This is a genomic window from Leucobacter sp. VD1, assembly GCF_037150695.1.
GTDB lineage: Bacteria > Actinomycetota > Actinomycetes > Actinomycetales > Microbacteriaceae > Leucobacter.
This window is the reverse complement of sequence record NZ_JBBCPO010000003.1, coordinates 615,104-638,063: the sequence shown is the minus strand read 5'-3', so window position 1 is coordinate 638,063 and position 22,960 is coordinate 615,104. Positions and strand designations below refer to the sequence as shown.

Here is a 22,960-nt window from a genome sequence, read left to right as displayed (position 1 = left end):
GCGAAGCGCCGACTGGTGAGCTTGGAGCATGGCAGTTTCTCGCGCTCATCGGCACTTCGCCGACAGTCTCACCTCCCGCCGCGGCGCATGGATCTCACTCGGTCTCGCCGTCGTCATCATGTTCGCGCTCTTCGGCGCCTTCGGCTCGGCCACCGCACCGGCGCGCAACGACCAGGCACCAGCAGGCTCAGAATCGAGCCGCGCAAGCGAGCTGATGGCAGCATTCCCGAACGCGGATCGCCAATCGGTGCTCGTCGTCGCTTCCCGCGACGACGGCGCGAAACTCAGCACCTCCCAAATCGACGAGCTCACCGAACTGCTGCCGGTGCTGGACACCCAAGCCGCCGCCGACGCGACAGGCCCGCTCGTCAGCGAAGACGGCAAGGCCGCCCTGATCGTCACCCCGATCACCGTCGGCGAGACGAACAGCGACACAGCCGCTACTGTCGAGACGCTGCGCGACGCCGTTGCCGACGCCGCACCGGAAGGCCTCACGCTTCAGGTCACCGGGGGCCCGGCGTTCGGCGCAGATATCGCAGCATCATTCGCCGGCGCAGACTTCACGCTGCTGCTCGTCACGATTCTGATCGTGGCGATCCTGCTCATCATCACCTACCGCTCCCCCGTGCTGTGGCTGGTGCCGCTCGTCGCGGTCGCCCTCGCCGACGGCCTCGCCGGCCGCCTCACAGCCGCGGCCGGCGCGGCCTGGAACCTGCAGTTCGACGCCGGGATCATCAGCGTGCTCGTGTTCGGCGCAGGCACCAACTACGCTCTGCTGCTCATCTCCCGTTACCGGGAGGAGCTGCTGCACACTGCGGATCACCGCCAGGCGCTCAGCACCGCCTGGCAAAAGACCGCGCCCGCCATCGTGGCGTCGAACGTCACCGTCGTGCTCGCGCTGCTCACCCTCGTGCTCGCCGTTATCCCTGGCACGCATGGACTCGGCATCTCATCAGCCATCGGGCTGCTCATCGCCCTCGCCGCGGTGCTGTTGCTGCTGCCGCCGCTGCTCGCGGTGTGCGGGCGTCGCGTGTTCTGGCCTTTCGTGCCCCGCCCAGGCGCAGCGCCCCGCCAAGGCCGCGGCTGGCGCAAGCTCGCCTCTGGCGTGGTGCGCCGCCCCGTCGCAAGCCTGCTCGCCGGCCTCACGTTGCTCGCCGTGATGGCGTCGGGCCTCATCGGCACCTCGGTCGGCCTCGATCAGGTGGAGAAGTTCAGGGTGCCGTCGGAGTCGGCCGCAGGGCTCGAAGTGCTCTCCGAGCACTTCCCGCCGGGCGAGGCCGCGCCGATCTTCATCGTCGCGAACAGCGCCGCGGCCGATCAGGTCGTCGCTGCCGCAGCCGAGGTGGAGGGCGTGGTGCGCGCCCACCCCGTCGGCACGAACGCTGACCAGGGCATCACGAAGATCATGGTGACCAGCGACTACGCTCCGAGCACCGACCGCAGCCTCACCCAGATCACCGAAGTGCGCAACGCCGTGCACGACGTGCCAGGAGCCGATGCCGTCGTGGGCGGTGCCGTCGCAACCGACCTCGACGCCCGCAGCGGCAACACGCACGATCTGTGGCTTATCGCCCCGCTCGTGCTCGCCGTCAGCTTCGTGGTGCTCATGCTGCTGCTCCGCTCATTGGTCGCCCCAGTGGTGCTGCTGCTCGTGAACCTCACCAGCGCTGTTGCCGCCATCGGGGCGGGGGCCTGGCTGAGTCGGGTGCTCTTCGAACAGCAGGCACTCGACCTGCAGGTGCCGCTGCTCGCGTTCCTCTTCCTCGTCGCCCTCGGCATCGACTACACGATCTTCCTCGTGCATCGTGCACGCACCGAAGCCGCCCGCCTCGGCACGAAGAACGGCATCGTCGGAGCGGTGGCCAGCACCGGCGGTGTCATCACCAGCGCCGGCATCGTGCTCGCAGGCGTGTTCGCCGCGCTGGGGGTGCTGCCGCTCGTCACGCTCGGCCAGCTCGGGCTCATCGTGGGCGTGGGCGTGATCGTCGACACTCTGGTAGTGCGCACCGTCATCGTGCCGGCGCTCTTCGCTCTGCTTGGGGATCGCATCTGGTGGCCGGGACATCTTGCAACTGGGAGAGGAGAATTGGCGCATGAACCTCGTGAACGCGCCGCTGACGCGCACTGACGCCGCCGCCACCACCGCCGCGCCCCGCCCGGTGGTGCGCGCAATGGAGGTCGGCCAGCACCTCATCGCAGCAGTGCTCACCCTCATCGGCGTGATCCGCGCCATCGGCGACGGCACCGACGCCGCGGCCGCGATCATCTCAGGGCTCGCGATCCTCGCCTGGCACACCGCAGGCACGCTGCTGCCATCACGCAGCCGCGGCCGCGTGATCGTGGCGTGGTGGCTGCTCGGGCTCGCCCTGATCTGGGTCGCCGCCACGGCGGTCTCCGCCGAGTTCGTGTGGATCGCATTCCTCCTGTGGCTGCTCGCCGGGCACCTGTTGCCTCTGCCATGGGGGCTGCTCTTCTCGGCGCTCGTGCTGGCTGTGGTGATCGTCGCGCCGATTCTGCATCACGGCACCACTAGCTACGCCAACATCTTCGGCCCGCTCATCGGCGGAGTGTTCGCCTTCGGCATCTCCCGCGGCTACCTCCAACTGCTGCACGACGCTGAAGAACGCGAACGCCTCGTGCACTCCCTCACCCTGGCGCAGCGCGAAACCGCAGAACTACAAGACGAACTCGCCCTCGCCCAACGCCAGTCAGGTGCCGTCGCCGAACGCACCCGCCTCTCCCGCGACATCCACGACACTATTGCGCAGGCGCTCTCCTCGATCCGCCTGCTCGCCCACGCCGGCGCAGACCGCAGCCACGACCGCGATGCGATCCGCACCCTCGCACAGATCGAAGCCCTCGCCGGCGACAGCCTCGCCGATGTGCGCCGCATCATCGCCGCGCTCGTCCCTACCGAACTCGAAAACGGCGCCCTCGCCACCGCACTGCAGCGCATGCTCGACCGCCTGCACGACGAAACCGGCCTGACCGTGGAACTGCGCGTCGACGCCACCCTTCCCACACTCCCCACCGAGGTCGAAGTGGCGCTGCTGCGCACCGCACAATCGGCCCTCGCCAACGTGCGCCTGCACGCCGAAGCGAGCCGGGTCGTGATGAGCCTCATCGACGACGGCTACAGCGTGCGACTCGACCTCATCGACGACGGACGTGGATTCGACGCCGCAGCGTGGGAGCAGGAGACTGATCCCGGACCCGCTGCCACCAGCTATGGACTCCGCTTCATGCGCGGGCGGCTGCGCGAACTCGGCGGCGGCCTCGACATCGAGAGCAGCCCGGGGGACGGCGCCGCGATTTCGGTGCACCTCCCGATCCGCCCCGCCCTGCAACAGCCGCAGCATACAGACCAAACAGACTCGACAGACCCGACCGCCCCGACCGCAACGGAGACCCCATGACCACCACCGTGCTCCTCGTCGACGACCACCCCGTCGTGCGCAGCGGGCTGCGCGCCGTGCTCGACACCAGTGAGGTGCAGGTTGTCGGCGAAGCCGCCACCGGGGAGGAAGCCATCGCACTCGCCAGCCACCTGCGCCCCGATGTGGTGCTCTGCGACCTTCGCCTGGGTGAGGGCATCGATGGCATCCACACCACCGCGGCCCTGCGCGCCCTCGACCCCGCACCGGCAGTGCTGATCCTCACCACCTTTGACCGCGACGCCGAAATCCTCGGTGCCATCGAAGCCGGCGCAGCAGGGTACCTCCTCAAAGATGTCGCCCCTGACGAGATCATCGAGGGCATCAAGCGGGCCGCCCGAGACGATGTGGTGCTCGCCCCAGAACTCGCAGCCCGCGTGCTCAAGGGCATGCGCAGCCCGCTCCCCAAGCTCACCGAACGCGAGATCGAAGTGCTGCAGCTCATGTCGACGGGCGCCGCCAACAAAGAAATTGCCCGCACCCTCTTCGTCACCGAAGCCACGGTGAAAAGCCACATCGGGCACATCCTCACCAAGCTCGATGTCGACAGCCGCTCCCGCGCGATTCACGTCGCCAGGGAAACCGGCCTCATCTGATCCACCCTCTGAAAGGAAACCCCGTGAAGAAACTCCTCAACGCCGCGTTCATCTACATGCTCGTAGGCGTCGCCTCCGGCCTGTTCTACCGCGAGTTCACCAAGCTCAACGACTTCCCCGAAGGCAAGTTCACCCAGCTCGGCCTCGCGCACACGCACCTGCTCACCCTCGGCTTCATCGTGCTGCTGATCGTGCTCGTGATCGAAAAGGTCTTCGTGATTTCGCGCAGCCCGAAGCTGTTCGCCTGGTTCTTCTGGCTGTACAACGCCGGCGTGATCCTCACCTCCGCAATGCTGATCTGGCACGGCAGCCTCACTGTGCTCGGGAAGGAATCCAGCGCAATGATCGCGGGCATCGCGGGGCTCGGCCACATCTTCATCACCGCCGGCATGATCGTGTTCTTCGTGGCACTGCGACGCGCTGTAATCGGGCGCGGATCGGCAGCAGCCGCAGAGGTGAGCGCTTAGTCGCCTTGCTCGCTCGCCGGCGCCTTCGCGGTGCCGGCGAGCGGCACGCACACCCACAGCACCACACTCATGAGCAGCGCCGCTCCCAGAGCCACCGCACCGGCAGTCCGATTCCAGGCGAAATCGAAGATGAGGCCCGTCACCCCGGCGATGAGCACCGCAACAACCATGAGGTTCGCCATCAGCAGCCTGCTGCCGAGCCGCACAATGCGAGCCTTCTGGTGCTTGCCGAAGAAGCGGCGGTGCACCATCACGAGCGACAGCCCCAGCAACGTCGACGCCCCGGCAAGCGACACCAGCACCAAATAGAGCCCGCGCTGCACCCCGTCGAGCTCGGTGAACCGGGGCTGGAATGCCACCGCGAGCAGGAAGCCGCCGAGAATCTGCGTGCAGGTCTGCGTGACGCGCACCTCCTGCAGAATTTCGCTCCAGTTGCGGTCGGCACGCTCATTCGCGGTTTCGCCGCGGCCATCGTCGGCTGCCATACCCTCAGCCTAAACGCGCCGGCTGCTCCTGTCAGCAGTGTGACGCACAAGTGCTGGCCGGTCGCAGCTCAGCTGAGCGTCGCGAGTGCGAGATCGGCCCGATCGGTGACCACACCGTCGACGCCGCGATCCGCAAGAGTCACCATGCGCTGCGGATCGTTGACGGTCCACACATGCACCTCCACTCCCTCGCGATGCGCAGCATCGAGCAGGCGGGCATTGAGCACTCTGAGCGGGCCCTGCCGCTCCGGGATCTGCAGAGCGTCGAGGCCTGCAAGTGCGCGGGCCTCAAGCGAGCGCGAGCGCGACACGACCGCCGCGAGCAGCCTGGCGATCCCCCGCTGACCGGGCGAGGTGGCTGGCAGCCCGCCAGCAGCCTCAGCCGAGCGCAGCGCGCGCAGCCGGTAGTCGTCGGAGAAGCTCGTGAGCAGCACCCGATGCGCGTGAGGCGCCACGATGCGACCGGCAGGATCCGTTGCCTTGGCGCTCTTCACATCGATATTGAAGCGAGCCTGGGGAAACTCATCGAGCGCCTCACCCAGCGTCAGCAAGCCACCCCGGCCCGCCATGATGGCGGAGAGTTCGCGCAGCGAGAGCTCGGCGACCCGCCGCGGATCACCGGTTACCCGGCGCAGCTCGGCGTCGTGAAAGAGCACCACCTCACCGTCGGCCGTCACCCGACAGTCAGACTCGAGGTACAGAGCGCCCGCCGCCTCAGCAGCGGCGAACGCTGCGCGCGTATTCTCCGCGACTCCGGCAGACGCCGCGTCGGCTGCAACAAGCCCGCGGTGGGCGAGCACCCGCGGCGGACGCGACGCCTCGCTCCCCGCCGTCGCAGCCAGATAGGGGTGCGGATCGCTACGCGGCGGCATGCGCGCTCCCGCGGCGGGCAGCGGCGGATCGGGTATCGGACACGGTGACAGTATGCCACCGCGGGGGCGCTGTCTCAGTGCCTGCGGATCGTGTCGATGAGCTCAGCCTTGCGCAGCTTCGAGTAGCCGGTGATGCCCAGCTCCTTCGCTCGCTGCTTCAGCTCACTCACCGTGCGATCTTCGTAGTCCTCTGCTTGACCGCCGCGCCGCCCTACCTGCGAGCGGCCATCCCTCGCGGCGGCGTTCGAGATCCGCGCCGCCTTCTCCTCGGAATTTCCCTCTTTGCGCAGGCGATCGTAGAGTTCGGGATCTTTCAACTGCGGGGTCTTCGATTTCGGCATTGCACTCACATCCTCTCCATCGGCGAACGCACGCGTTCCTTCGACGATCATCGCTTCGCCTCGACGCTATGCTGCCGTGAACACGCTCACCACCCCTCGACAGTCGCGCGGTCAACAGCTACGCTGAGGCCCGGCGAACGTTCGCACACCCGGAGAGCGCTTCGCAAGGGTCTACCGGCACCCATCGATGCGGTTCTACGATCACCAGCATGAAGACCATGTTCTGGGTATGGATGGGGTTGGTGCTACTCGGGCTGCTCGCGATGTTCGCGGTTGTGATGGCGGGGCGCTGACATGCGCATCAGAGACCATGCTCTCTCGCTCTGCTTCGCGACAGCGTTCATTGTCACGCTTGCCGCCCAGTCGTTCGCAGGGCTTTCCGTCTACAACGAAGAGCAGCTATCGCATGGCGGGCAACCGAGCAGCTGGCTCGCCTTCGTGACCTCCTCCGACTTCGTGGTCGACGTTGCCGAGAACTGGCAGTCGGAGTTTCTGCAGTTCTTGCTGTTCATCATGGCGACCGTGTGGCTTGTGCAGCGTGGCTCCCCCGAGTCGAAGAAAGTGGGCGATGAGGGCCTCGGCAGCGACAAGGACCAGCTCGTCGGCGAGCACGCCAGGCCCGACTCACCGAAGTGGGCGCGCGTGCACGGCTGGCGGCGGTGGATCTACAGCAACTCGCTCGCGCTCACCATGGGTGCGATTTTCCTTGCGTCATGGACGCTGCAGGGTCTGGCAGGGGCGGTGGTGTACAGCTCCGAACAGCAGCAGCACGGATTACCCCCGGTGTCGTTCGGCGAGTACCTGCTGAGCGCCGACTTCTGGAACCGCACGCTCCAGAACTGGCAGTCCGAGCTGCTGGCGGTGGGGTGCATGGTGGCGTTCTCCATCTTCCTCCGCCAGCGCGGCTCCTCCGAGTCGAAGCCAGTGGGCGCTCCGCACGGCGTATCCGCGGTCGAGTCCGAGTAGCGAAGTGGGGCTGCTCAGAGTTCGGGCTGCGCGTCGTCCAGGCGGTCGAGATCCCGCACCGCAGGCCCCTCGAGCAGTCGTCCATCGGCACTGAACCGAGACCCGTGCAGCGGGCAGTCCCACGACCGCTCCGCGACGTTCCAATTCAGTACGCCGCCAAGGTGGGTGCACACCCCCGACACGCTGCAGATCTCACCATCGATCTTCGCCATCCCCACAGGAGAGGCACCGTCGCGTGCAACCACGCCCTCGCCTTCCGCAGGAGGGCCGACGTCGTCAATCGACCGCAGCTCGGCCGCGGTCCAACCCGAGACGAGGCGACCCGCGACCGCCGCATTGACACCGATCGCGTCCTGCACTTCGGGCAGTCGCAGAGCGTTCCGTCGCAGCTCCAACGCCCACTCCAGATGCCCGCCGAGCACATCGGCGGCAATCGTGAGCGCCGCGGCGACCGCGTTCGTCATGCCCCATTTGTTGTAGCCGGTTGCTGCGAAGATGCGCCCGCCACCCCGGGGCAGCGGGCCGGCGAACGGAACCCGGGAGTGGCGGCGGTAATCCTGCGCCCCCCACCAACACTCACGGCCCCGGCTGCCGAAACGCTGCGCCGTCCATGCATCGATCGCTCGCACCTCATCATCGGTGCGCATGGCACGACCGGTGACATGCGCACCGCCTCCGACCAACAGCAGGTCTTTGCCGTCCCGTCCGGCGGCGGTGCGCAGCGAGCGATCCGGGGAGCCCACCGAGACGTACATTCCGCGCGGCAGCGGCACGCTCGCCTCGGGACGGTAGGCCCCGACGAACGACCGCGACGGCTCCAGCTTTGCGAAGAACAGCCCGCGATCGAGGATCGGCACCCCGCTCGCAATCACGCAGGCGTCCGCCTCGACCTCGCCGAGCGAGCAGCTCACCCGCACGCCGAGACCGTGCCGCTCCACGTCGGTCACGCGGCACCGCTCCACCAATCGCCCTCCGCGCTCGCGAAGTTCTGCGGCGAGTTCAGCCAGCACGACCATCGGATGCAGTTGAGCCTGGTCATCGAGCACGAGCGCACCCGCAGTTTCGAAGGGCAGTCCGATTTCGCTGGTTCTGATCGCGGGAACTCCAGCAGCGTTAGCGGCGTCCAGCTCGCGCTCCAGCACATCGAGCTGGGACGGCTCATCGGCATAGGTGTACGCGGAGCGCCGCTCCGGTTCAATGCCCCAGCTCGCGAGCTGCCTCAGCAACCATGCCTGGCCCTCGCGGTTCGCCTCAGCGTATGCCTGCAGTGCCGAGTCTCCGGCGTGCGAGCGCAGTTCCGAGAACACGGTGCCCTGTAGGAGACTGAGCTTGCCGGTGGTGCCACCGGTGGTCACCGCCCCGGTGCGGCGCGCCTCAAGCACGGACACACGCTGTCCCGCCCGCGCCAGCAAGACTGCCGTCGCCAAACCAGTGAGGCCGGCTCCGACAACCACGGCATCGCAAGAATCGGAAGAGAATGCGTCTGACTCGATACGGGGACCGGTGAGCCGCCACAGCGAGGTCGTGTGCCAACGGTCAGTCATATCGGCGACTGTAGGCGAACTTCCCCAGCCCCGGGAGGCCATTGACAAGTGCGCTCAGAGCTGCGCACGGACCGCCAGTTGGCACACCCCGCAGCTCAGGGATGAGGCTCCGAGTCATCGAGACGGTCAGCGAAATCGGGAATCGGGTCGGACGGCACCACAACCACATCCTGGATCTTCCAGTCGAGCTCCGCCACGCCCTCGCTGATCTCCGCGAGCTGATCCAGGCTCACCGTTCGCGCGACGGGGCGCACAAAGACCTCGACATGGAAGACCTGCCTCTGATCCCGCAGCCGGATTCCAGATTCGGCAACCCAATGCTGCCGCCGCAGATAGGCGAGGATCATGTCGCCGAATGGGTGCGGACGACTGCCATCGTAGCTGCGGGCACGCCGATCCATCAGATCCTGCACCGCAGCCGAGCAGTTGCTCACGCCGTCGCGTACGATACCGACCGCGATAAAGATTGCCGCCGCACCGTCGAGCCACCAGATCCCCGCCCCGATACCGAGCACACCCACGATGGAGGCCACCGTGGTCTGCCAATCCGCCTTCGCCATATCAGCGTCAGCGAACAGAAGCTTGCTGTGGAGCACCGGGGCGATCCGCGCCTTCGCCGGCCCATACAACCAGATCGGGCCGATCACGATCACCGCCATGACGCCGACCATGATCCACCCCTGCCAGATCATGTGACCGAACACTTCGACATCACCGATCTCGACACGGTCCCCGTCACTACCCCCGCAATGAGGTCGCCCGCCGCGTCGAGTGCGAGATTCAGGCCGACACCCAGCAACGCCGCGCCCGCGAGCAAATGGCCGACCCCCATCGCACGGTGCCAGCCATAGGGGTGTTCGCGGCTGGGACACCGACGCACGAACGGCAGCGCGGCCAGGAACGAGAGTTGCGGCAGCAGTGACAGCATGTCCTCGAACCATGCCGTCTGAATGGCCCGCGAATCACCCATCACGAACGCAATGATGGTAATCGTGCACGCGGTATACACAATCGTGAAGATCTGCCAGCGAACCGCACTCCGCAGCGCCGTGCGCTGCTCCTCGGGCAACTACTCGTGACTGCCCTGCCAGTAGCCGGCAGCCGTCACCCAGCGCGCCCGAGCGCGGCCGGGTCATCATCGGCGGGGTCCGACATCACCGGCAGGCGAAGGGACATTTCGGCACCGGTCGCGTCCTCCCTCGCCAGCACGGGATCGCCGGCCAGCTCCACGAGTTCCGCAAGCGGCAGCACGGAAAGCAATCGCAGGGTCTCAGTTTGCACGGTCCAACCTCCTCAGGCAGGTACAGGGTCTGATGCGCCGCCTGCGCAGCGCTCAGCACTCCCAGTCATATGGTGGCCGCCGGAAGCGAACTCACACAGGCCTTGACAGGGCAAACAGCAATGGGTATACGCGCGCTAGCCGATCCGCAGTGGGATCGCAAGCCCTCGAAGGTCTCACCGCATCACGGCTACGGTCGATGCATGACCGCGACCGTGTCTACCCGAGGCCCGGGCCCAGCGGCCGAGAGGAGCCGAGCATGACCATCAACGCATCCGAGCCGTCGAAGGAACTCACGGGCCCAGTGCCCACCGTGCCCGCAGCCGTCGAGCCCGATGTCGACGCCGATGTGCTGAGCGACCCAGCGCTCGATGATCAGGTCGGATCCGATTGGGCCGACGAGGGCGGTGCTGTGCCCGCGGGCCCGGCCACGGCAGCGCCGGCACCTGAACACGGCCGCGCCAGCAGCTGAAACTGTTACCTCGGATGTGCCAGTAGAGCAGTCGATCAGCGCTGTGACCCCTGGCGCGTCGAAGATGCGGCGAGCAGCGCCAGCGCGCCCTGCTCGTCGTCGTCGAGAAAGGGGCGCGGCCGCATCCGCGCGCGCGAGCGACGCGCCCGCGCGATCGTCTCCGGGCGCTCGGCGGCGTCCATCACCCGTGGATCGACGTAAGAGGATCGAGTGACGGCGGGAGTGTTGCCGAGCCGTGCGGCGGCCTCCCGCACTCCTGCCCGCAGAGCAGCGGTGCGGGCCTTCTCCGAGGCGAGCTGCTCGTCTGTGAGGGCCAGCAGCGCAGCAGCGACGACCACCGTGCCACCCCAGGTGCGGAAGTCTTTGGCCGTGAACTCCTCCCCCATGTGGCGCTTCACATAGGCGTTGACGTGGCGGCTGCGCAGCCGCCGCACCACCCCATCCTCATCGAAGAAGCGAAACACCTCCGGCCCAGGCAATTCTTCGAGCCGGGCGACGAGCCGCGCCACGCGCGCGTCTCGCACCCGCCCGCGCTGCCGCTGCCCGCTCTTGCCGACGAAGTCATACTCGACCGCGGTCGCAGACGCGCGCAGGTGCCTCGCGCGCAGCGTGGTGACGCCGTAGCTGCGGTGCTGCGCGGCGTAACGGGGGCTTCCCACCCTGAACAGCTGCTGATCGATGAGTCGCACCGCGCAGGCGGTCACCCGGTCACGGCTGAGGCGGCGACGGCGGAGATCGCGGTCGACGGCAGCGCGCAAGCCGGGCAGCGCTCGCCCGAAGCGTTCGAGCCGCGCGAATTTGCGCCGATCCTGCCGCCGTCTGAAGGCCGGGTGGTAGATGGTTTGCGTGCGCCCTGCAGCGTCGAGGCCCCGCGCCTGCACCTTTGCACGCGGAGAACGGGCGATCTCCACCTGCGTCCACGCCGGGGGTATGGCGAGCGCGTCGAGGCGTTCCACCTCGACGCGCCTCGTGATCCGGCGCCCGTTCACACGGTAGACGAACCCGCCCTCGACGACCTCGCGCGTGATCGCCAGACGGCGCGATCCACCACCCGCCATGTCCTCCCCCTTTCCTCACCCCACCGCCCGCGGCACCCTGATGTGCGCGGGCGGTGACACCGCACGCGCACATCAGGGCCGGATCAGGCGAGTTCGCGCAGCCTGGTCAGCAGTTCCTCGCTGGTGTGCGTTTCCTGGTCGAGGTTCTCGGCAAGCAACTTCGCCGCGTCGGCTGCACCCTCGGCCTGCGTCGCCGTGATGAGCGACTGGTACACCGAGATCTCGTAGTGCTCGTTGCCGAGCGCGCAGGACAGGGTCACCCTGTCGAGGAGTGCGCTATCGGATCGGGCGATCAGGCTCTCCGCCTGGTTCGAGATGCCCTTCGTCGCGGGCGAACCCGCCGTCGACTCAGGAAACTCGAGCAGACCGAACACCTTTCGCAAGTTCTCAATCTGCTCCCGCGTCTCGTCGGAGTGGTGGCGGAAGAGCTTCTTGATGTCCTTCGACTGGGCCGCCTCAGCCAACTCCCCCAGCGCCGCCAACGAGTCCTCCTCCATCGTCAGTGCAGTGCGCAGCTGGAAGCGCAGCAGATCGGTCGGGGTTTCGAGGCTTCGCTGAGACATCGATTTCTCCTTCGCTAGTGGCTGCCGCCCCATCACGTCGCAGAGCGGCTTCCCGCCGATTGTAAAAACGCCCGTGCGCTCCACCACAGGGGCTTGCGCCGACGCAAGCGCCGCGCTATCGCGCCCCCGATTAGAGAGCTGTATGCGGGTGCGGATCCGCCCCTGCTTCCGATCCCAGCCCCGATCCGCCAGGCACGACCGCGTTCCGCAGCGCGCACCGACCGTCCCTGTCAACCCCTCCCGCACAGCGCACGCATGGGCTTGCATGGGGTTATGTCCACCAAGATCCTCTCCATCGGCACCGCCGTCCCCACGGCCAGGCTCGACCAGTGGCGGGCGCGCGACTTCTTCGCGGCGCAGCCTGGCGTTGACCGCCTCACCGCCCGCCTCATCGGCGCAGCCTTCGACCAGTCGGCCATCGAGCATCGCTACTCGGTGATCGGTCAGATCGGCTCGGGCGGCACGCTCTTCTCCGCCGACGGCGAACTGCTGAGCGTGCCCAGCACGGGCGAGCGCAACGCCGTTTACCGCAGGGAAGCGCCGCCGCTGTCAGCCGCGGCCGCCCGCGAGGCGCTCGACAGGGCGGGGGTCGACGCCGCCGAGATCACCCACGTGGTCACCGCCTCGTGCACCGGCTTCTTCGCGCCCGGCCCCGACTACCTGCTCGTAAAGCATCTCGGCGTCCCCGTGACCGCCCAACGCACCCACATCGGCTTCATGGGCTGCGCCGCAGCGTTCCCAGCCCTGCGCACCGCGCAGGCCATCGCAGAGGCGAGCCCCGGTGCGATGGTGCTCGTGGTGTGCACGGAGCTCTGCTCGCTGCACATTCGCTCTTCGCGCGACCCGGAGCAGATCGTCGCCTCGGCCGTGTTCGGTGACGGTGCCGGTGCCGCTGTGGTGACGGCGGCGGATCCGCGGCCGGGCCGACCCTGGCTCGACGCTGGCGCGTTCTCGACGGCGATCACCGCCGAGGGCGAGCAGGACATGGACTGGACGATCGGCGACACCGGCTTCGAGATGCGGCTCACCTCGGAGGTGCCGCGCATCATCGGCCGCGAGATCGCCGGAGTGGTCGAGGCGATGCTCGGAGGCGGCGACCCGCTGCGCGAAGTGGATGTCTGGGCCGTGCACCCCGGCGGGCGCAGCGTGCTCGACCGCGTGCAGAGCGGCGTGGGGCTCCCCGAGGAGTCGCTGGCGCACTCCCGCGCGGTGCTGCGCGACTTCGGCAACATGTCGAGCGCCACGATCCTGTTCATTCTGCAGCGCATGCTCGCCGACGACTCCATTCCCGACGGAGCGCGCATCGCGGGCCTTTGCTTCGGGCCCGGTTTGACAGTGGAGACCGCGAAGCTGACGCTGCATACGGGCACGGCAGGAACCGCCTCTAGATCGGGGCCTGCTGAGCAGGGTAAGCAGGCTGTGCGCTCTGAGCAGGTGCCCCCAGCAGCGATATCCGAAGCGCAGCGGGAGCTTGTATGACCCTGCAGCATCGTGAGGAGCAGCTTGCCGAGCTGATGGACGACCCGGCTTGCGATCCCGCGACGCTGCGGCGCACACTCCGGCGGTTCTGGATCGTCAACCGCGCTGTCTCCCGCTGGGGCCTGGTCTACCGCACTCATCTGCGCCCCGCGCTCGCCGCGGCCCCGGGCCCCGCGCGCATACTCGACATCGGCTGCGGCGGCGGCGACGTGCTACGGCGTCTGCTGCGGCTCGCGCGACGCGACGGCTTCACCGTGGAGGGGGTCGGCATCGATCCTGATCCGCGCGCGATCGACGTGGCGCAGGCCCGAGGCGCAGACAGCGAGGGCGTGCGCTTCCGCCAGAGCGACAGCCGCGCGCTCGCCGCAGCGGACGAACGCTTCGAGCTAGTCATATCGAACCACCTGCTGCATCACCTCGACAGCGCACAGCTCACCGGCGTACTCGCCGACTCGGAATCACTCGCAACGCGGCTGTGCGTGCACTCCGACATCGCCCGAGACCCGCGCGCCTACGCAGCATTTTCAGTGGCTTCGGCGGCGGTGGCTCCCGGCACCTTCCTGCGCGTCGACGGGCTGCGCAGCATCAGGCGCAGCTACACCCGCGACGAGCTTGCGGCGCGTCTGCCCGACGGCTGGCGCGCCGAGCAGCCCGCCGCGTTTCGCGTGCTCGCCACGCATCGGGCTAGGAGCCGAAGGTGAGCGCGCAGCAGCACGAGGTGGCGGTTGTCGGAGCCGGCCCCGCCGGGCTATGCGTCGCAGCCGAGCTGCGACGACTCGGCGTCGATGTGGCCGTGTACGAGCGGCGTCAGGGGGCAGCACCCGGTAGCCGCGCCATCGGCGTGCACCCGCCCACGCTTGCGGCGCTCGAAGCCTCGGGTGCCACCGAGCGCATGCTCACAGAGGCGGCACGCATTCCACGCGGCCTCGCCCGCACCCGCGAGGGCCGCGTGCTCGGGGAGGTGCGCTTCGACTCGAAACGGCGACGCTTTCCGTTCGTGGCCGCCGTGCCGCAGGCGGTGACGGAAGCTGCGCTCGCCTTCGGAGCGCCGGCACCGATTCGGGATGCCGAGGTGCAGCAGCTCGCGCCCGACGGACCGGGCGCGATCCTCCTGGTGCGCGTCGGCGGTGCCGAGGTGGAGGTGCGCGCCCGGGCGGTGGTGCTGGCCGCGGGGGCCGGATCGCGCAGCCGGCTCCTCCCCGCAGCGCGGCCGCGCGGCCGTGCCTACAGCGACAGCTACCTCATGACCGATCTGCGCCATGCGCCGGGGCAGCCCGGGGACCTCGCGATCATCACCCTCGACGGGGCAGGTGTGGTCGAGTCCTTCCCCCTCTCCAACGGGGGCAGGCGCCTCGTCGCCTGGGATGGGCCGCTCAGCAGCCCGGGTTCAGGGTCGGGCTGGCAGAGCGGTTCCGGATCGCGCGACGCGACAGATCCCGAACGTGACGCCGCCGCCCGAGCCGAGCGGCTGCGCCTCGCAGTCGCCGAGCGCAGCGGCGAGCAGGACCTCGCCGCAAACATCGAGACCGCAACGGGCTTCGCGATCCGCTGCGTCTTGCTGCCCCGGATGCGCAGCGGCGCGCTCTTCGTGATCGGTGACGCCGCCCACGAAGTGAGCCCGATCGGTGGACAGGGCATGAACCTCGGCCTACTCGACGCGGTGACGCTCGCCCCGGCGCTCGCCTCGTGGCTGCGGCGCGGTGCAGGCGAGAGTCAGAGCGAAGGCACGCTCGACCACTGGGAGCGGCGGCGACTCGCCTCTGCGCGCACAGCTGCACGGCTCGCGGGGCTCAACACCAGCATCGGGCGCGCACGGCACCCGCGCGGGCACCGAGCGCTCACAGCGACTATCGGCGCGACCGCCCGCGGTCCCATCGCACAGCTCGCGGCCCACGCCTACACGATGGGCTTCGACCGCGACGCCGCGTAGCTGCCGACCCGGCTCTACGGTGAACACTCGGTGAAGTTTCATGAATCCACTTGCCCATTCATATCGACGAACATCAATATAGAGATGTGGCAATAGACCAGCCGCGAGGCGAAGCCTGCACCAGACGCGAGAACGGAACGAAGCATGACCGAGCAGAAACCGTCAGTGCTGTTCGTCTGCGTGCACAACGCCGGCCGTTCTCAGATGGCCGCGGGCTGGCTCCGCCACCTCGCCGGCGACAGAGTCGAGGTGCGGTCGGCCGGATCAATGCCGGCCGAGCACATCAACCCCATCGCCAAAAAGGCCATGCGCGAAGTCGGTATCGACATCGCAGGCGAACAGCCGAAGGTACTCACCTCTGAAGCGGTGGAGGCGTCAGATGTGGTGATCACCATGGGTTGCGGGGATGCCTGTCCGTTCTTCCCGGGCAGGCGCTACGAGGACTGGAAGCTCGATGACCCCGCCGGGCAGGGCATCGCAGCGGTGCGCCTGATCCGCGACAGCATCAAGGCTCGGATCGAGGCGCTACTCGCCGATCTCATCGATTGATGCGAAGCCTCCGGGCGAGGCGACCGAAACCGGCCCCCACGCCCTGCCGTACCAACTCAGTTGCAACGGTCAGGAACGGCCCCGAGCGTGAGCGGCTGCGGTGACGGTTCGCAGCATCCGCCGGTCGCAGCGTCAGCGCTATCGAACAACCCGGAACCCCCGCACACACCAGTTTCGGGCAGCACAAGCTCGATGCGGGCCGCGGCCTCGTGGTCGCCCGCGAGCGACGCGACGATCGAACGCAACTGCTCATAGCCGGTCATCGCGAGGAATGTCGGGGCTCGCCCATAGGATTTCGCTCCCACGATGAAGAAGCCCGGCTCAGGATGCGCCAGCTCCGCAGCACCCGTCGCCCGGACACTGCCGCAGGAATGAGCATTGGGATCCACCTCAGCGGCGAGCTTCGCGGGAGCCTGCAATCGCACATCCAGATCGAGGCGGATCTCAGACAGGAACGACAAGTCGGGCCGGAACCCGGTGAGCCCAAACAGCCGGTCAGCCGGCTCGAGCACCCGCCCATCCTCAGCTCGGACAACCGCGCGTCGATCGCTGGTGAGGGCGATGGCTTCGGTGCGGAATCCGGTAAGGAGGGCAACCAGACCCTGTTCGACAGCCTCCTTCGCTCGAGAGCCGAGCGCTCCACGCTCAGCAAGCTCATCAGCCTCACCGCCACCGAAGGTATTCCCCACCGCACCTCGACGCAACAACCAGGAAATGCGAGTGCCGGGGTACTCGCGTGCAACGCTGGCGAGCTGCACGATCGCAGTCGCCGCCGAGTGACCGTTGCCGATCACCACCACATGCTGCCCCGCGAGCTCACGGGCTTCCCTCGCGTCAGGAATGCGGTGAGCAAGCACCCCGGCGTCGCTCGCCTCCTTCTCACCAATCGCAGGCAACCCGCTCGCTCCCACTGGCGACGACGTTGTCCAGGTACCCGAGGCATCGATCACCGCCTGCGCTTCGATTCGCATCTCCACACCCGACGAATCTCGGGTGAGTACAACGAAGGGCTGCTCCGCACGGCCTGAATCGACCGTGAGATCTCGCCCCTTCCGCGCAACACCGACGACGCGAGTATTCAAGCGCACCCGGCCCCCCAGAGCCGCCGCGAGCGGTGCGAGGTACGCGCTGATCCACTCTGCTCCAGTCGGGTAGCCCGACGCTGGGGCCGTCCACGCTGACGAAGCGAGCAGCCGAGCAGCGGCCGGGTCGATGAGCTCTGACCAGGGCGAGAACAGGCGCACGTGCCCCCACTCGGCGACCGCCGCCGCCGGGATGGCACCAGCCTCGAGCACCACGGGTTCAATGTCTCGTTCCAACAAATGCGCGGCGGCCGCAAGCCCCTGCGGCCCGGCCCCGATCACCACGACGGGCAGCTCCATCCCAACCTCCACATATCGATAAATATCTATGCATTCCACGATTCAGCATGCATCGACAAATGTCAATATGTGCGGCAGAATGGAATCATGGCCCAGCCTTCTCCCACAGAAACCTCCAGCGCTGATTGCTGCGCTCCCAGCGAGACACCACTCGACGATGACCAGGCAGCAGTTCTCGCACGAGTATTCAAAGCGCTGGGAGACCCCACCAGGGTCAAGCTGTTCTCTCTCATCGCCGACTCCCCATCCGGGGAGATGTGCGTGTGCGACCTCACGGCTCCCGTCAAGCTCTCCCAGCCGACGGTCTCGCACCATATGAAAATTCTCGTCGACGCAGGCCTCGTTACCCGCGAACAGCGCGGTCGATGGGCCTATTACGCAGCCACCCCGGGAGCATTGCTCACAGCAGTCGGGCACCTCGCGATCCCATGACAGACGTCACCATCCGAACCATGCGCAGAGGCGACTGGCCAGAGGTCAAGTCGATCTACGTAGACGGCATCCAGACCGGACACGCCACCAGTATCCGACTGCACGAAAGACACGGGTTCAGGGTGGTCGGAACCCGTGAACGCATCGCGCTCATGACTTACGGCCCGAAAGCCGGTCGATGGCGGGATACGGTCTTCTTGGAACGGCGCTCAGCTGAACATTGAGCTTCAACCAGATTCCTGAGGGGATGCCTGCCCACGCAGGGCAAACACCCCCTCGCCGCCCAGATGCTGCGGGTCTCGTCCCCCGAGATCCGCTCCCCCCAGGTCAGATCTTCACAAGCTGACGACGCGCGTAGCTTTCAGCTTCATCCTCCGACATAACGACCAGTCCCCGCGGCGTATGCGCCAGTGCTGTGAGGGCCTTCAGCCAGTCAGGGTTGAGCTGCGGCGGGCGGCTCCCCGAGAACCTGAACGCGATCGCGATCTGTGGCGACAACCACACCGACACCCGGCCACTGCCGGTCTCAGGTGACTTCGTCCAGCTCAGGAAAAAGCACTCCTGCTTGCGCAGCTTCTGCCCGATTACCGTTTTCAGGTGCGCCAGCACCCGATCCTCGAACTCATACGTGTTCCCCCCGTGAATCAAATACCCCATAGGCGTATTGTTCCAGCAGCAATCAAACAGCACCCCACCACCCCGCCGACACAGCCCAACGGCTGACACGCCGCGCAGCAATTGTTCGCATCCTGCAACCGCACTACCGGAGCGTTGCTGTACATGGCACACTCTTCCGGGCTAGGCTTCAGTGACGCGCGCATCGGTGCGCCGAAGCGTGAAAGGTCAACCCGATCCTCAGTGCGTGATAGCCCACAGATTCTCAAATTCAGGTCGACCGATGCCGCAGAGGTCGTCGAAACATGGAACACCTTTGCACCCTCCTCCGAACTCAAACAGGTTGACGAGACCCGCTGCGAATTCGACTGGGTTTCGGTGTCAACGCCCGCGCTCTCCGTCATCCGTTACGAACTTGCGGCCGGCGTACGCTCCTCGATCGAACCCGAAGACCAACTCTTCAGCTGCCGCGTCACCACCGGCGACGGCGGCTGCGAAAGCGACAGACGCGAACTGCGCCCAGACGAACCCTAGGCTTCCGCCGGGCAGCCAATCAGGGCACGCTGGGAAGACCGGGCAACCGTGCGCGCGCTCGCCTTTGAACGCACGCACGCGGAACAGCTCGCGCGCCAGATCTCAGGCGACGACACCCTCCGACTCGAAGTGAAAGATCCTGAAACCATCAGCACCGAAGCCGGGCAGCAGTGGGATCTCGCGTTCCGCTACCTCGCCTCCGGCCTCATGGCGCTCGGCAGCGCAGGCCCCGGATCAGGAGCCGAACTCGCCACTGCAGGACTCGAACGGCACGCACTCTGGACCGTGCTCACCACCTTCCCCAGCACCCTCTCGGACGCAATGCAGCGCACCGCCCAGACCGGCTCCGCACCGAAAACTGTGCGACTAGCGCTCTCCTACATCGACGCGCACGCCCACCTGCCGATCACCGTTGACGACGTCGCCATCGCTGCACGCATCTCCACGCGAGGCCTGCAATACGCATTCAAGCGCGCGCTCGGCTTCTCACCGCGCGACTACCTGCGGCGAGCGCGCCTCGCCGGAGCCCGCGGCGAGCTGCTGCGCGCCGTGCCGGGCGACACGCTCGCAGGGATCGCGCAGCGCTGGGGGTTCACGAACGTGTCGCGCTTCACCGTGGCCTACCGCACCGAATTCGACGAACACCCCGCCGAGATGCTGCTGCAGCGCACGCGCTGAGTGCGGGCGGGGCCGCCCCGTGCGCGAAAGCCCCGCGCCCGGACGATACGGCAAGCGGCCTGTGATTACCAGGCCCTTGTTGCACGCACCCGCGGCGGGAAGCATGGAAGGTGAGTCAGCGCCCACCAGCGACGGAAGGAGCGATCGTGCGAGCCCTCACCTGGCAAGGCACGCGAAACGTCACCGTAGAGACAGTGCCTGATCCATCACTGCAGTATCCCGATGACGCCGTCATCGAGGTCACCTCCACTGCGATCCGCGGCTCCGACGACCTCGTCACGCATCGAGTGCCGCTCGCCGCCGCCCCCGAGGCCTATGCGATGCTCCAGCAGAAGACCGAGCGCTGCATCAAGGTGGTGCTCGATCCGCTGATCTGAGTGCACCTGCCCCCATCCACCCCGACCATCTGCATCGACCGAAGGAGGCACCCGTGTCCAATGACATGCACACCGACCAGCTCACGTTTCAGAACCCCGTCACCCGTTTCCCCCGGATCTCACCGCCCGAGCAGGATCAGCCAGAACCCGGGCTCGACCAGGAGCTCGTGCCTCAGACCGATCGCGGCCAGCACAGTTACCGCGGCACCGGCCGCCTGCAGGGGCGCCGGGCCCTCATCACCGGCGCGGACTCCGGGATCGGCGCCGCGGTCGCCATCGCTTTCGCCCGCGAGGGCGCCGACGTCGTACTCTCCTATCTGCCCGCCGAAGAGCCCGACGCGCAAGAGATCAAGGCGGTCATCGAAGAAGCCGGGCAACGCGCGATCCTGATTCCTGGCGATATCTCGGATCGCGACTTCTGTGAGCAGCTCGTTGCCGAGGCCGTATCACAGCTCGGCGGCCTCGACGCGCTCGTTAACAATGCCGGACGACAGATCGCGATCGAGGACTTCGCCGAGCTCAGCGACGAACAGTGGAGCAGCACCTACGAGACCAATATCCACGCGATGTATCGCATCAGCCGCGCCGCGGTGCCGCATATGCCGCCCGGCTCGACCATCGTCAACACCACATCGATTCAGGCCTACAAGCCCTCTACCCACCTGCTCGACTACGCCTCGACGAAGGCGGCCATCAACAACTTCTCGAAAGGCCTGGGGCAGGCACTCGCGCCCAAGGGCATTCGAGTCAACGCCGTCGCCCCCGGGCCGATCTGGACGCCGCTACAGGTCTCCGACGGCCAGCCGAAGGAGGCCTTGCCCGAGTTCGGCAAAGACACTCCGCTCGGCCGCGCCGGTCAGCCGACCGAGCTCGCGCCGGCCTACGTGTTCCTCACCTCGCCCGAGTCGAGCTATGTGATCGGCGAGACACTCAATGTCAACGGGGGCACCCCGTCTCCTTGAGCGGCGCCGTCGCCCCTTCCGTTCATCCCACTCCCAACCCGCCAGGAGGCCCTCATGCGAGTAGCAGTCGTTGGTGCGACCGGCAACACCGGAACCGCCGTACTCAAGGCCCTCGCGGACGCTCCCGAAGTGAGTTCCGTGATCGGCATCGCCCGCCGTATGCCCGACGCCGAAGCCGAACCCTATGCGGGCTGCGAGTGGGCCACAATCGACATCGCTGCCGGCAGCTCAGCCGGCGAAGCCTCCCGCGCACTCGAAGCAGCCTTCGCGGGCGCCGACGCGGTGATCCACCTGGCCTGGCTGATCCAGCCGAACTCCGAGCGCAATCTGCTGCGCCGCGTCAACGTCGACGGCACAGAGCGCGTGGCCCGCGCCGCAGCCGCGGCCGGGGTGCGGCAACTGGTCGTCGCATCCTCAGTGGGCGCATACGCCCCGGACCCAGACCGGAATCTCACCCTCGAAAGGCGCGACGAGAGCTGGCCCGTCGCGGGCGTGCGCACCTCCCACTACAGCGTGGACAAGGCGGCGCAGGAACGCGTGCTCGATGACTTCGCCGCAGCGCACCCCGAGGTAACCGTTGCGCGGCTGCGCCCAGCGCTCGTGTTCCAAGAAGATGCTGCCTCAGCGATCCAGCGCTCGTTCCTGGGTGCTTGGATGCCTGTGCAACTGCTCGACAGTGCAAAACCGCCGGCCCTGCCCCTCCCACGCGGCCTGCACGGGGTGCAAGCGGTACACGCCGACGATCTGGCTCGCGCCTATGTCGCGGCAGTCGTGCAGGGCGCCAGCGGCGCGTTCAACATCTGCGCCGATGACGTGCTCAGCCCCCAAGATCTCGCCGACATCATCGACCACGGCCGCTACGTCGAGCTGCCGCCACGGCTCGTCCGGGCTTTGCTCTTCGGCGGTCACAAAACCGGCCTCATTGCCGCCGACCCGGGGTGGATCGACATGGCGATGGCCGTGCCCATCATGGACAACACCCGCGCCAAAGCACAGCTCGACTGGCAGCCCCACTACAGCGCAGCGGACGCGCTGCGCAGCCTACTGCGAGGCATCATCGAGGGGCAGGGAGGCGAATCCATCCCCCTGCGACCACTCAGCCCCAAGCACACCGATCTCGGCAACAGTGCCAAGACCGGGCCGCAAGATCGGCCGGCCGACGCCGACCAGCCCAGCGCACAGATCTCCGACCGCATCTCGGAACAACTCCTCGGGCTCTACCTGTCAGACCACCTGAGTGGCGCCACCGCAGGCGCCGACCGCGCCGAGCGCCTGGCAGCCTCTGCGATCGACACCCCGGTCTACGCTCGACTCTCAGAGACGGCCGAGGAGATCCGCTTGGAGCGCGCCTTCCTGCAGCAGATCATCGACGACCTCGGTCTGCCCAGACGCGGCTACCGCCAAGCCGTTGCCTGGGCCGGCGAACACCTGGGCCGCCTCAAGGGCAACGGGCGGGTGCTCGCCCGCTCGCCGCTCACCCTCTTGCTCGAAGCCGAGCTGATGCGCAGCGCTGTGATCGGCAAACTCGGCGTCTGGCAAACCCTCGGCGAGCTCGCCGAGGAACTGGGACTCGACCCAGAAATCTTCGCCGAGCTCGGGGCGCGCGCGCAGCAGCAGGCTGCCGTGTTCGGGGAGGTGCACGAGTACGCGCGTGAACGGGCATTCCGTGAGGACCGCCGCACCTTCGGACCGGAGCACGGGGCGGATGGAGCCGCACATTCGGCGGCAGCCGCCCGTGACACGGACCCCGATCTCAACCCCGCGGCAACAGTTCCCACAACACAGCGATCAGACACGCAGCAACCACACACAACGCCAGACGACATTGCAGAACGGCCCGGCACCTCGCAAGCCACGCACCAAAGCCAGGAAGACCTCGTAGACGAGTGGGGCGAAGAATCGTTCCCCGCCAGTGATCCGCCAGCCCACTACTGACCGCGGATCC

The 22,960-nt window shown here is 67.5% G+C and carries 26 protein-coding genes and 1 pseudogene; 16 read left to right on the top strand and 11 right to left on the bottom strand.

Going from position 1 to position 22,960, the window contains the following annotated elements; genetic code table 11:
- Positions 1-28: 28 nt before the first annotated feature.
- Genes WFL22_RS11855 through WFL22_RS11840 form a run of 4 tightly spaced genes read left to right on the top strand, consistent with a single transcriptional unit; the run spans position 29 to position 4,497 of the window.
- Positions 29-2,128 (top strand): MMPL family transporter, encoded by a 2,100-nt coding sequence (locus tag WFL22_RS11855; protein ID WP_336992963.1) that lies wholly within the window; start codon positions 29-31, stop codon positions 2,126-2,128.
- Positions 2,094-3,416: a sensor histidine kinase gene (locus tag WFL22_RS11850; RefSeq protein WP_336992962.1), complete on the top strand. Its 1,323-nt coding sequence runs from the start codon at positions 2,094-2,096 to the stop codon at positions 3,414-3,416. The genes WFL22_RS11855 and WFL22_RS11850 overlap by 35 nt, the downstream gene beginning before the upstream one ends.
- Positions 3,413-4,030, top strand: coding sequence for a response regulator transcription factor (locus WFL22_RS11845; RefSeq protein ID WP_336651688.1), 618 nt, complete (start codon positions 3,413-3,415; stop codon positions 4,028-4,030). Before WFL22_RS11850 ends, WFL22_RS11845 begins: the two co-directional genes overlap by 4 nt.
- Positions 4,031-4,053: 23 nt before the next feature.
- On the top strand, positions 4,054-4,497 hold the full coding sequence (locus tag WFL22_RS11840; protein ID WP_336992961.1) for a DUF2871 domain-containing protein: 444 nt from the start codon (positions 4,054-4,056) through the stop codon (positions 4,495-4,497).
- Here the strand turns inward: WFL22_RS11840 and WFL22_RS11835 are convergent.
- The 3 genes from WFL22_RS11835 to WFL22_RS11825 all read right to left on the bottom strand — a co-directional run bounded on the left by WFL22_RS11835 (position 4,494) and on the right by WFL22_RS11825 (position 6,195).
- Positions 4,494-4,982 carry a DUF6328 family protein gene (locus WFL22_RS11835; protein WP_336992960.1) on the bottom strand — a complete coding sequence of 163 codons (489 nt, stop codon included), beginning with the start codon at positions 4,980-4,982 and terminating at the stop codon, positions 4,494-4,496. The genes WFL22_RS11840 and WFL22_RS11835 overlap by 4 nt on opposite strands.
- A gap of 68 nt (positions 4,983-5,050) precedes the next feature.
- Positions 5,051-5,854, bottom strand: coding sequence for a glycerophosphodiester phosphodiesterase family protein (locus WFL22_RS11830; protein WP_336992959.1), 804 nt, complete (start codon positions 5,852-5,854; stop codon positions 5,051-5,053).
- 74 nt (positions 5,855-5,928) lie between these two features.
- Positions 5,929-6,195, bottom strand: coding sequence for a DUF7218 family protein (locus WFL22_RS11825; protein ID WP_336651692.1), 267 nt, complete (start codon positions 6,193-6,195; stop codon positions 5,929-5,931).
- A 294-nt stretch (positions 6,196-6,489) separates the two neighbouring features.
- On the opposite strand from WFL22_RS11825, the gene WFL22_RS11820 reads away from it, so the two are divergent.
- Positions 6,490-7,161 (top strand): DUF6766 family protein, encoded by a 672-nt coding sequence (locus tag WFL22_RS11820; protein WP_336992957.1) that lies wholly within the window; start codon positions 6,490-6,492, stop codon positions 7,159-7,161.
- Positions 7,162-7,175: 14 nt separating this feature from the next.
- Here WFL22_RS11820 and WFL22_RS11815 read toward each other — a convergent pair whose 3' ends face one another.
- The 4 genes from WFL22_RS11815 to WFL22_RS11800 form a co-directional block, all read right to left on the bottom strand.
- Positions 7,176-8,705, bottom strand: coding sequence for an FAD-dependent oxidoreductase (locus WFL22_RS11815; RefSeq protein ID WP_336992956.1), 1,530 nt, complete (start codon positions 8,703-8,705; stop codon positions 7,176-7,178).
- A 95-nt stretch (positions 8,706-8,800) separates the two neighbouring features.
- The gene (locus WFL22_RS11810) at positions 8,801-9,397 is read right to left on the bottom strand and encodes a hypothetical protein (protein ID WP_336992954.1); all 597 of its coding nucleotides are present in this window, start codon (positions 9,395-9,397) and stop codon (positions 8,801-8,803) included.
- Positions 9,394-9,774, bottom strand: a complete 381-nt coding sequence (locus WFL22_RS11805; RefSeq protein WP_336992953.1) for a cation transporter — start codon at positions 9,772-9,774, stop codon at positions 9,394-9,396. Before WFL22_RS11805 ends, WFL22_RS11810 begins: the two co-directional genes overlap by 4 nt.
- A gap of 35 nt (positions 9,775-9,809) precedes the next feature.
- Positions 9,810-9,986, bottom strand: a complete 177-nt coding sequence (locus WFL22_RS11800; protein WP_336992951.1) for a hypothetical protein — start codon at positions 9,984-9,986, stop codon at positions 9,810-9,812.
- Positions 9,987-10,243: 257 nt separating this feature from the next.
- Between WFL22_RS11800 and WFL22_RS11795 the strand changes: the two genes are divergently transcribed.
- Entirely contained in the window at positions 10,244-10,456 is a 213-nt protein-coding gene (locus tag WFL22_RS11795) for a hypothetical protein (RefSeq protein WP_336651698.1), read from the top strand.
- A gap of 35 nt (positions 10,457-10,491) precedes the next feature.
- Here WFL22_RS11795 and WFL22_RS11790 read toward each other — a convergent pair whose 3' ends face one another.
- Together WFL22_RS11790 and WFL22_RS11785 are read right to left on the bottom strand one after the other, a co-directional pair.
- Complete coding sequence (locus tag WFL22_RS11790; RefSeq protein WP_336992950.1) at positions 10,492-11,514, bottom strand: DNA topoisomerase IB; 1,023 nt, start codon at positions 11,512-11,514, stop codon at positions 10,492-10,494.
- An 83-nt stretch (positions 11,515-11,597) separates the two neighbouring features.
- Entirely contained in the window at positions 11,598-12,077 is a 480-nt protein-coding gene (locus WFL22_RS11785; protein WP_336992949.1) for a YciE/YciF ferroxidase family protein, read from the bottom strand.
- A 273-nt stretch (positions 12,078-12,350) separates the two neighbouring features.
- Here WFL22_RS11785 and WFL22_RS11780 point away from each other — a divergent pair, with 273 nt between their 5' ends.
- The 4 genes from WFL22_RS11780 (at position 12,351) to WFL22_RS11765 (ending at position 16,035) form a co-directional block, all read left to right on the top strand.
- Entirely contained in the window at positions 12,351-13,556 is a 1,206-nt protein-coding gene (locus WFL22_RS11780; protein WP_336992948.1) for a type III polyketide synthase, read from the top strand.
- Positions 13,553-14,257: a methyltransferase domain-containing protein gene (locus WFL22_RS11775; protein ID WP_336992946.1), complete on the top strand. Its 705-nt coding sequence runs from the start codon at positions 13,553-13,555 to the stop codon at positions 14,255-14,257. Before WFL22_RS11780 ends, WFL22_RS11775 begins: the two co-directional genes overlap by 4 nt.
- Positions 14,254-15,486, top strand: coding sequence for an FAD-dependent oxidoreductase (locus WFL22_RS11770; protein WP_336992945.1), 1,233 nt, complete (start codon positions 14,254-14,256; stop codon positions 15,484-15,486). Before WFL22_RS11775 ends, WFL22_RS11770 begins: the two co-directional genes overlap by 4 nt.
- Before the next feature lie 144 nt (positions 15,487-15,630).
- Positions 15,631-16,035: an arsenate reductase ArsC gene (locus WFL22_RS11765; protein WP_336992944.1), complete on the top strand. Its 405-nt coding sequence runs from the start codon at positions 15,631-15,633 to the stop codon at positions 16,033-16,035.
- 56 nt (positions 16,036-16,091) lie between these two features.
- On the opposite strand, the gene WFL22_RS11760 is transcribed toward WFL22_RS11765, so the two are convergent.
- Positions 16,092-17,417 (bottom strand): NAD(P)-binding domain-containing protein, encoded by a 1,326-nt coding sequence (locus tag WFL22_RS11760; RefSeq protein WP_336992943.1) that lies wholly within the window; start codon positions 17,415-17,417, stop codon positions 16,092-16,094.
- Between the two features lie 87 nt (positions 17,418-17,504).
- Between WFL22_RS11760 and WFL22_RS11755 the strand changes: the two genes are divergently transcribed.
- On the top strand, positions 17,505-17,849 hold the full coding sequence (locus WFL22_RS11755; RefSeq protein ID WP_336992941.1) for an ArsR/SmtB family transcription factor: 345 nt from the start codon (positions 17,505-17,507) through the stop codon (positions 17,847-17,849).
- 327 nt (positions 17,850-18,176) lie between these two features.
- Here WFL22_RS11755 and WFL22_RS11745 read toward each other — a convergent pair whose 3' ends face one another.
- Positions 18,177-18,506, bottom strand: a complete 330-nt coding sequence (locus WFL22_RS11745) for a DUF7882 family protein (protein ID WP_336992940.1) — start codon at positions 18,504-18,506, stop codon at positions 18,177-18,179.
- Between the two features lie 201 nt (positions 18,507-18,707).
- On the opposite strand from WFL22_RS11745, the gene WFL22_RS11740 reads away from it, so the two are divergent.
- From WFL22_RS11740 to WFL22_RS11720, 5 genes and pseudogenes are all read left to right on the top strand, one after another.
- Positions 18,708-18,998: a hypothetical protein gene (locus WFL22_RS11740; RefSeq protein WP_336992938.1), complete on the top strand. Its 291-nt coding sequence runs from the start codon at positions 18,708-18,710 to the stop codon at positions 18,996-18,998.
- 48 nt (positions 18,999-19,046) lie between these two features.
- Positions 19,047-19,676 carry a helix-turn-helix domain-containing protein gene (locus WFL22_RS11735; RefSeq protein ID WP_336992936.1) on the top strand — a complete coding sequence of 210 codons (630 nt, stop codon included), beginning with the start codon at positions 19,047-19,049 and terminating at the stop codon, positions 19,674-19,676.
- A gap of 146 nt (positions 19,677-19,822) precedes the next feature.
- Positions 19,823-19,945, top strand: a pseudogene (locus tag WFL22_RS11730) (glutathione-dependent formaldehyde dehydrogenase); the annotation flags it as partial.
- A gap of 173 nt (positions 19,946-20,118) precedes the next feature.
- On the top strand, positions 20,119-21,015 hold the full coding sequence (locus WFL22_RS11725) for an SDR family oxidoreductase (protein WP_336993005.1): 897 nt from the start codon (positions 20,119-20,121) through the stop codon (positions 21,013-21,015).
- 54 nt (positions 21,016-21,069) lie between these two features.
- Positions 21,070-22,950, top strand: a complete 1,881-nt coding sequence (locus WFL22_RS11720; protein ID WP_336992934.1) for an NAD-dependent epimerase/dehydratase family protein — start codon at positions 21,070-21,072, stop codon at positions 22,948-22,950.
- The last annotated feature ends 10 nt before the right edge of the window (positions 22,951-22,960 follow it).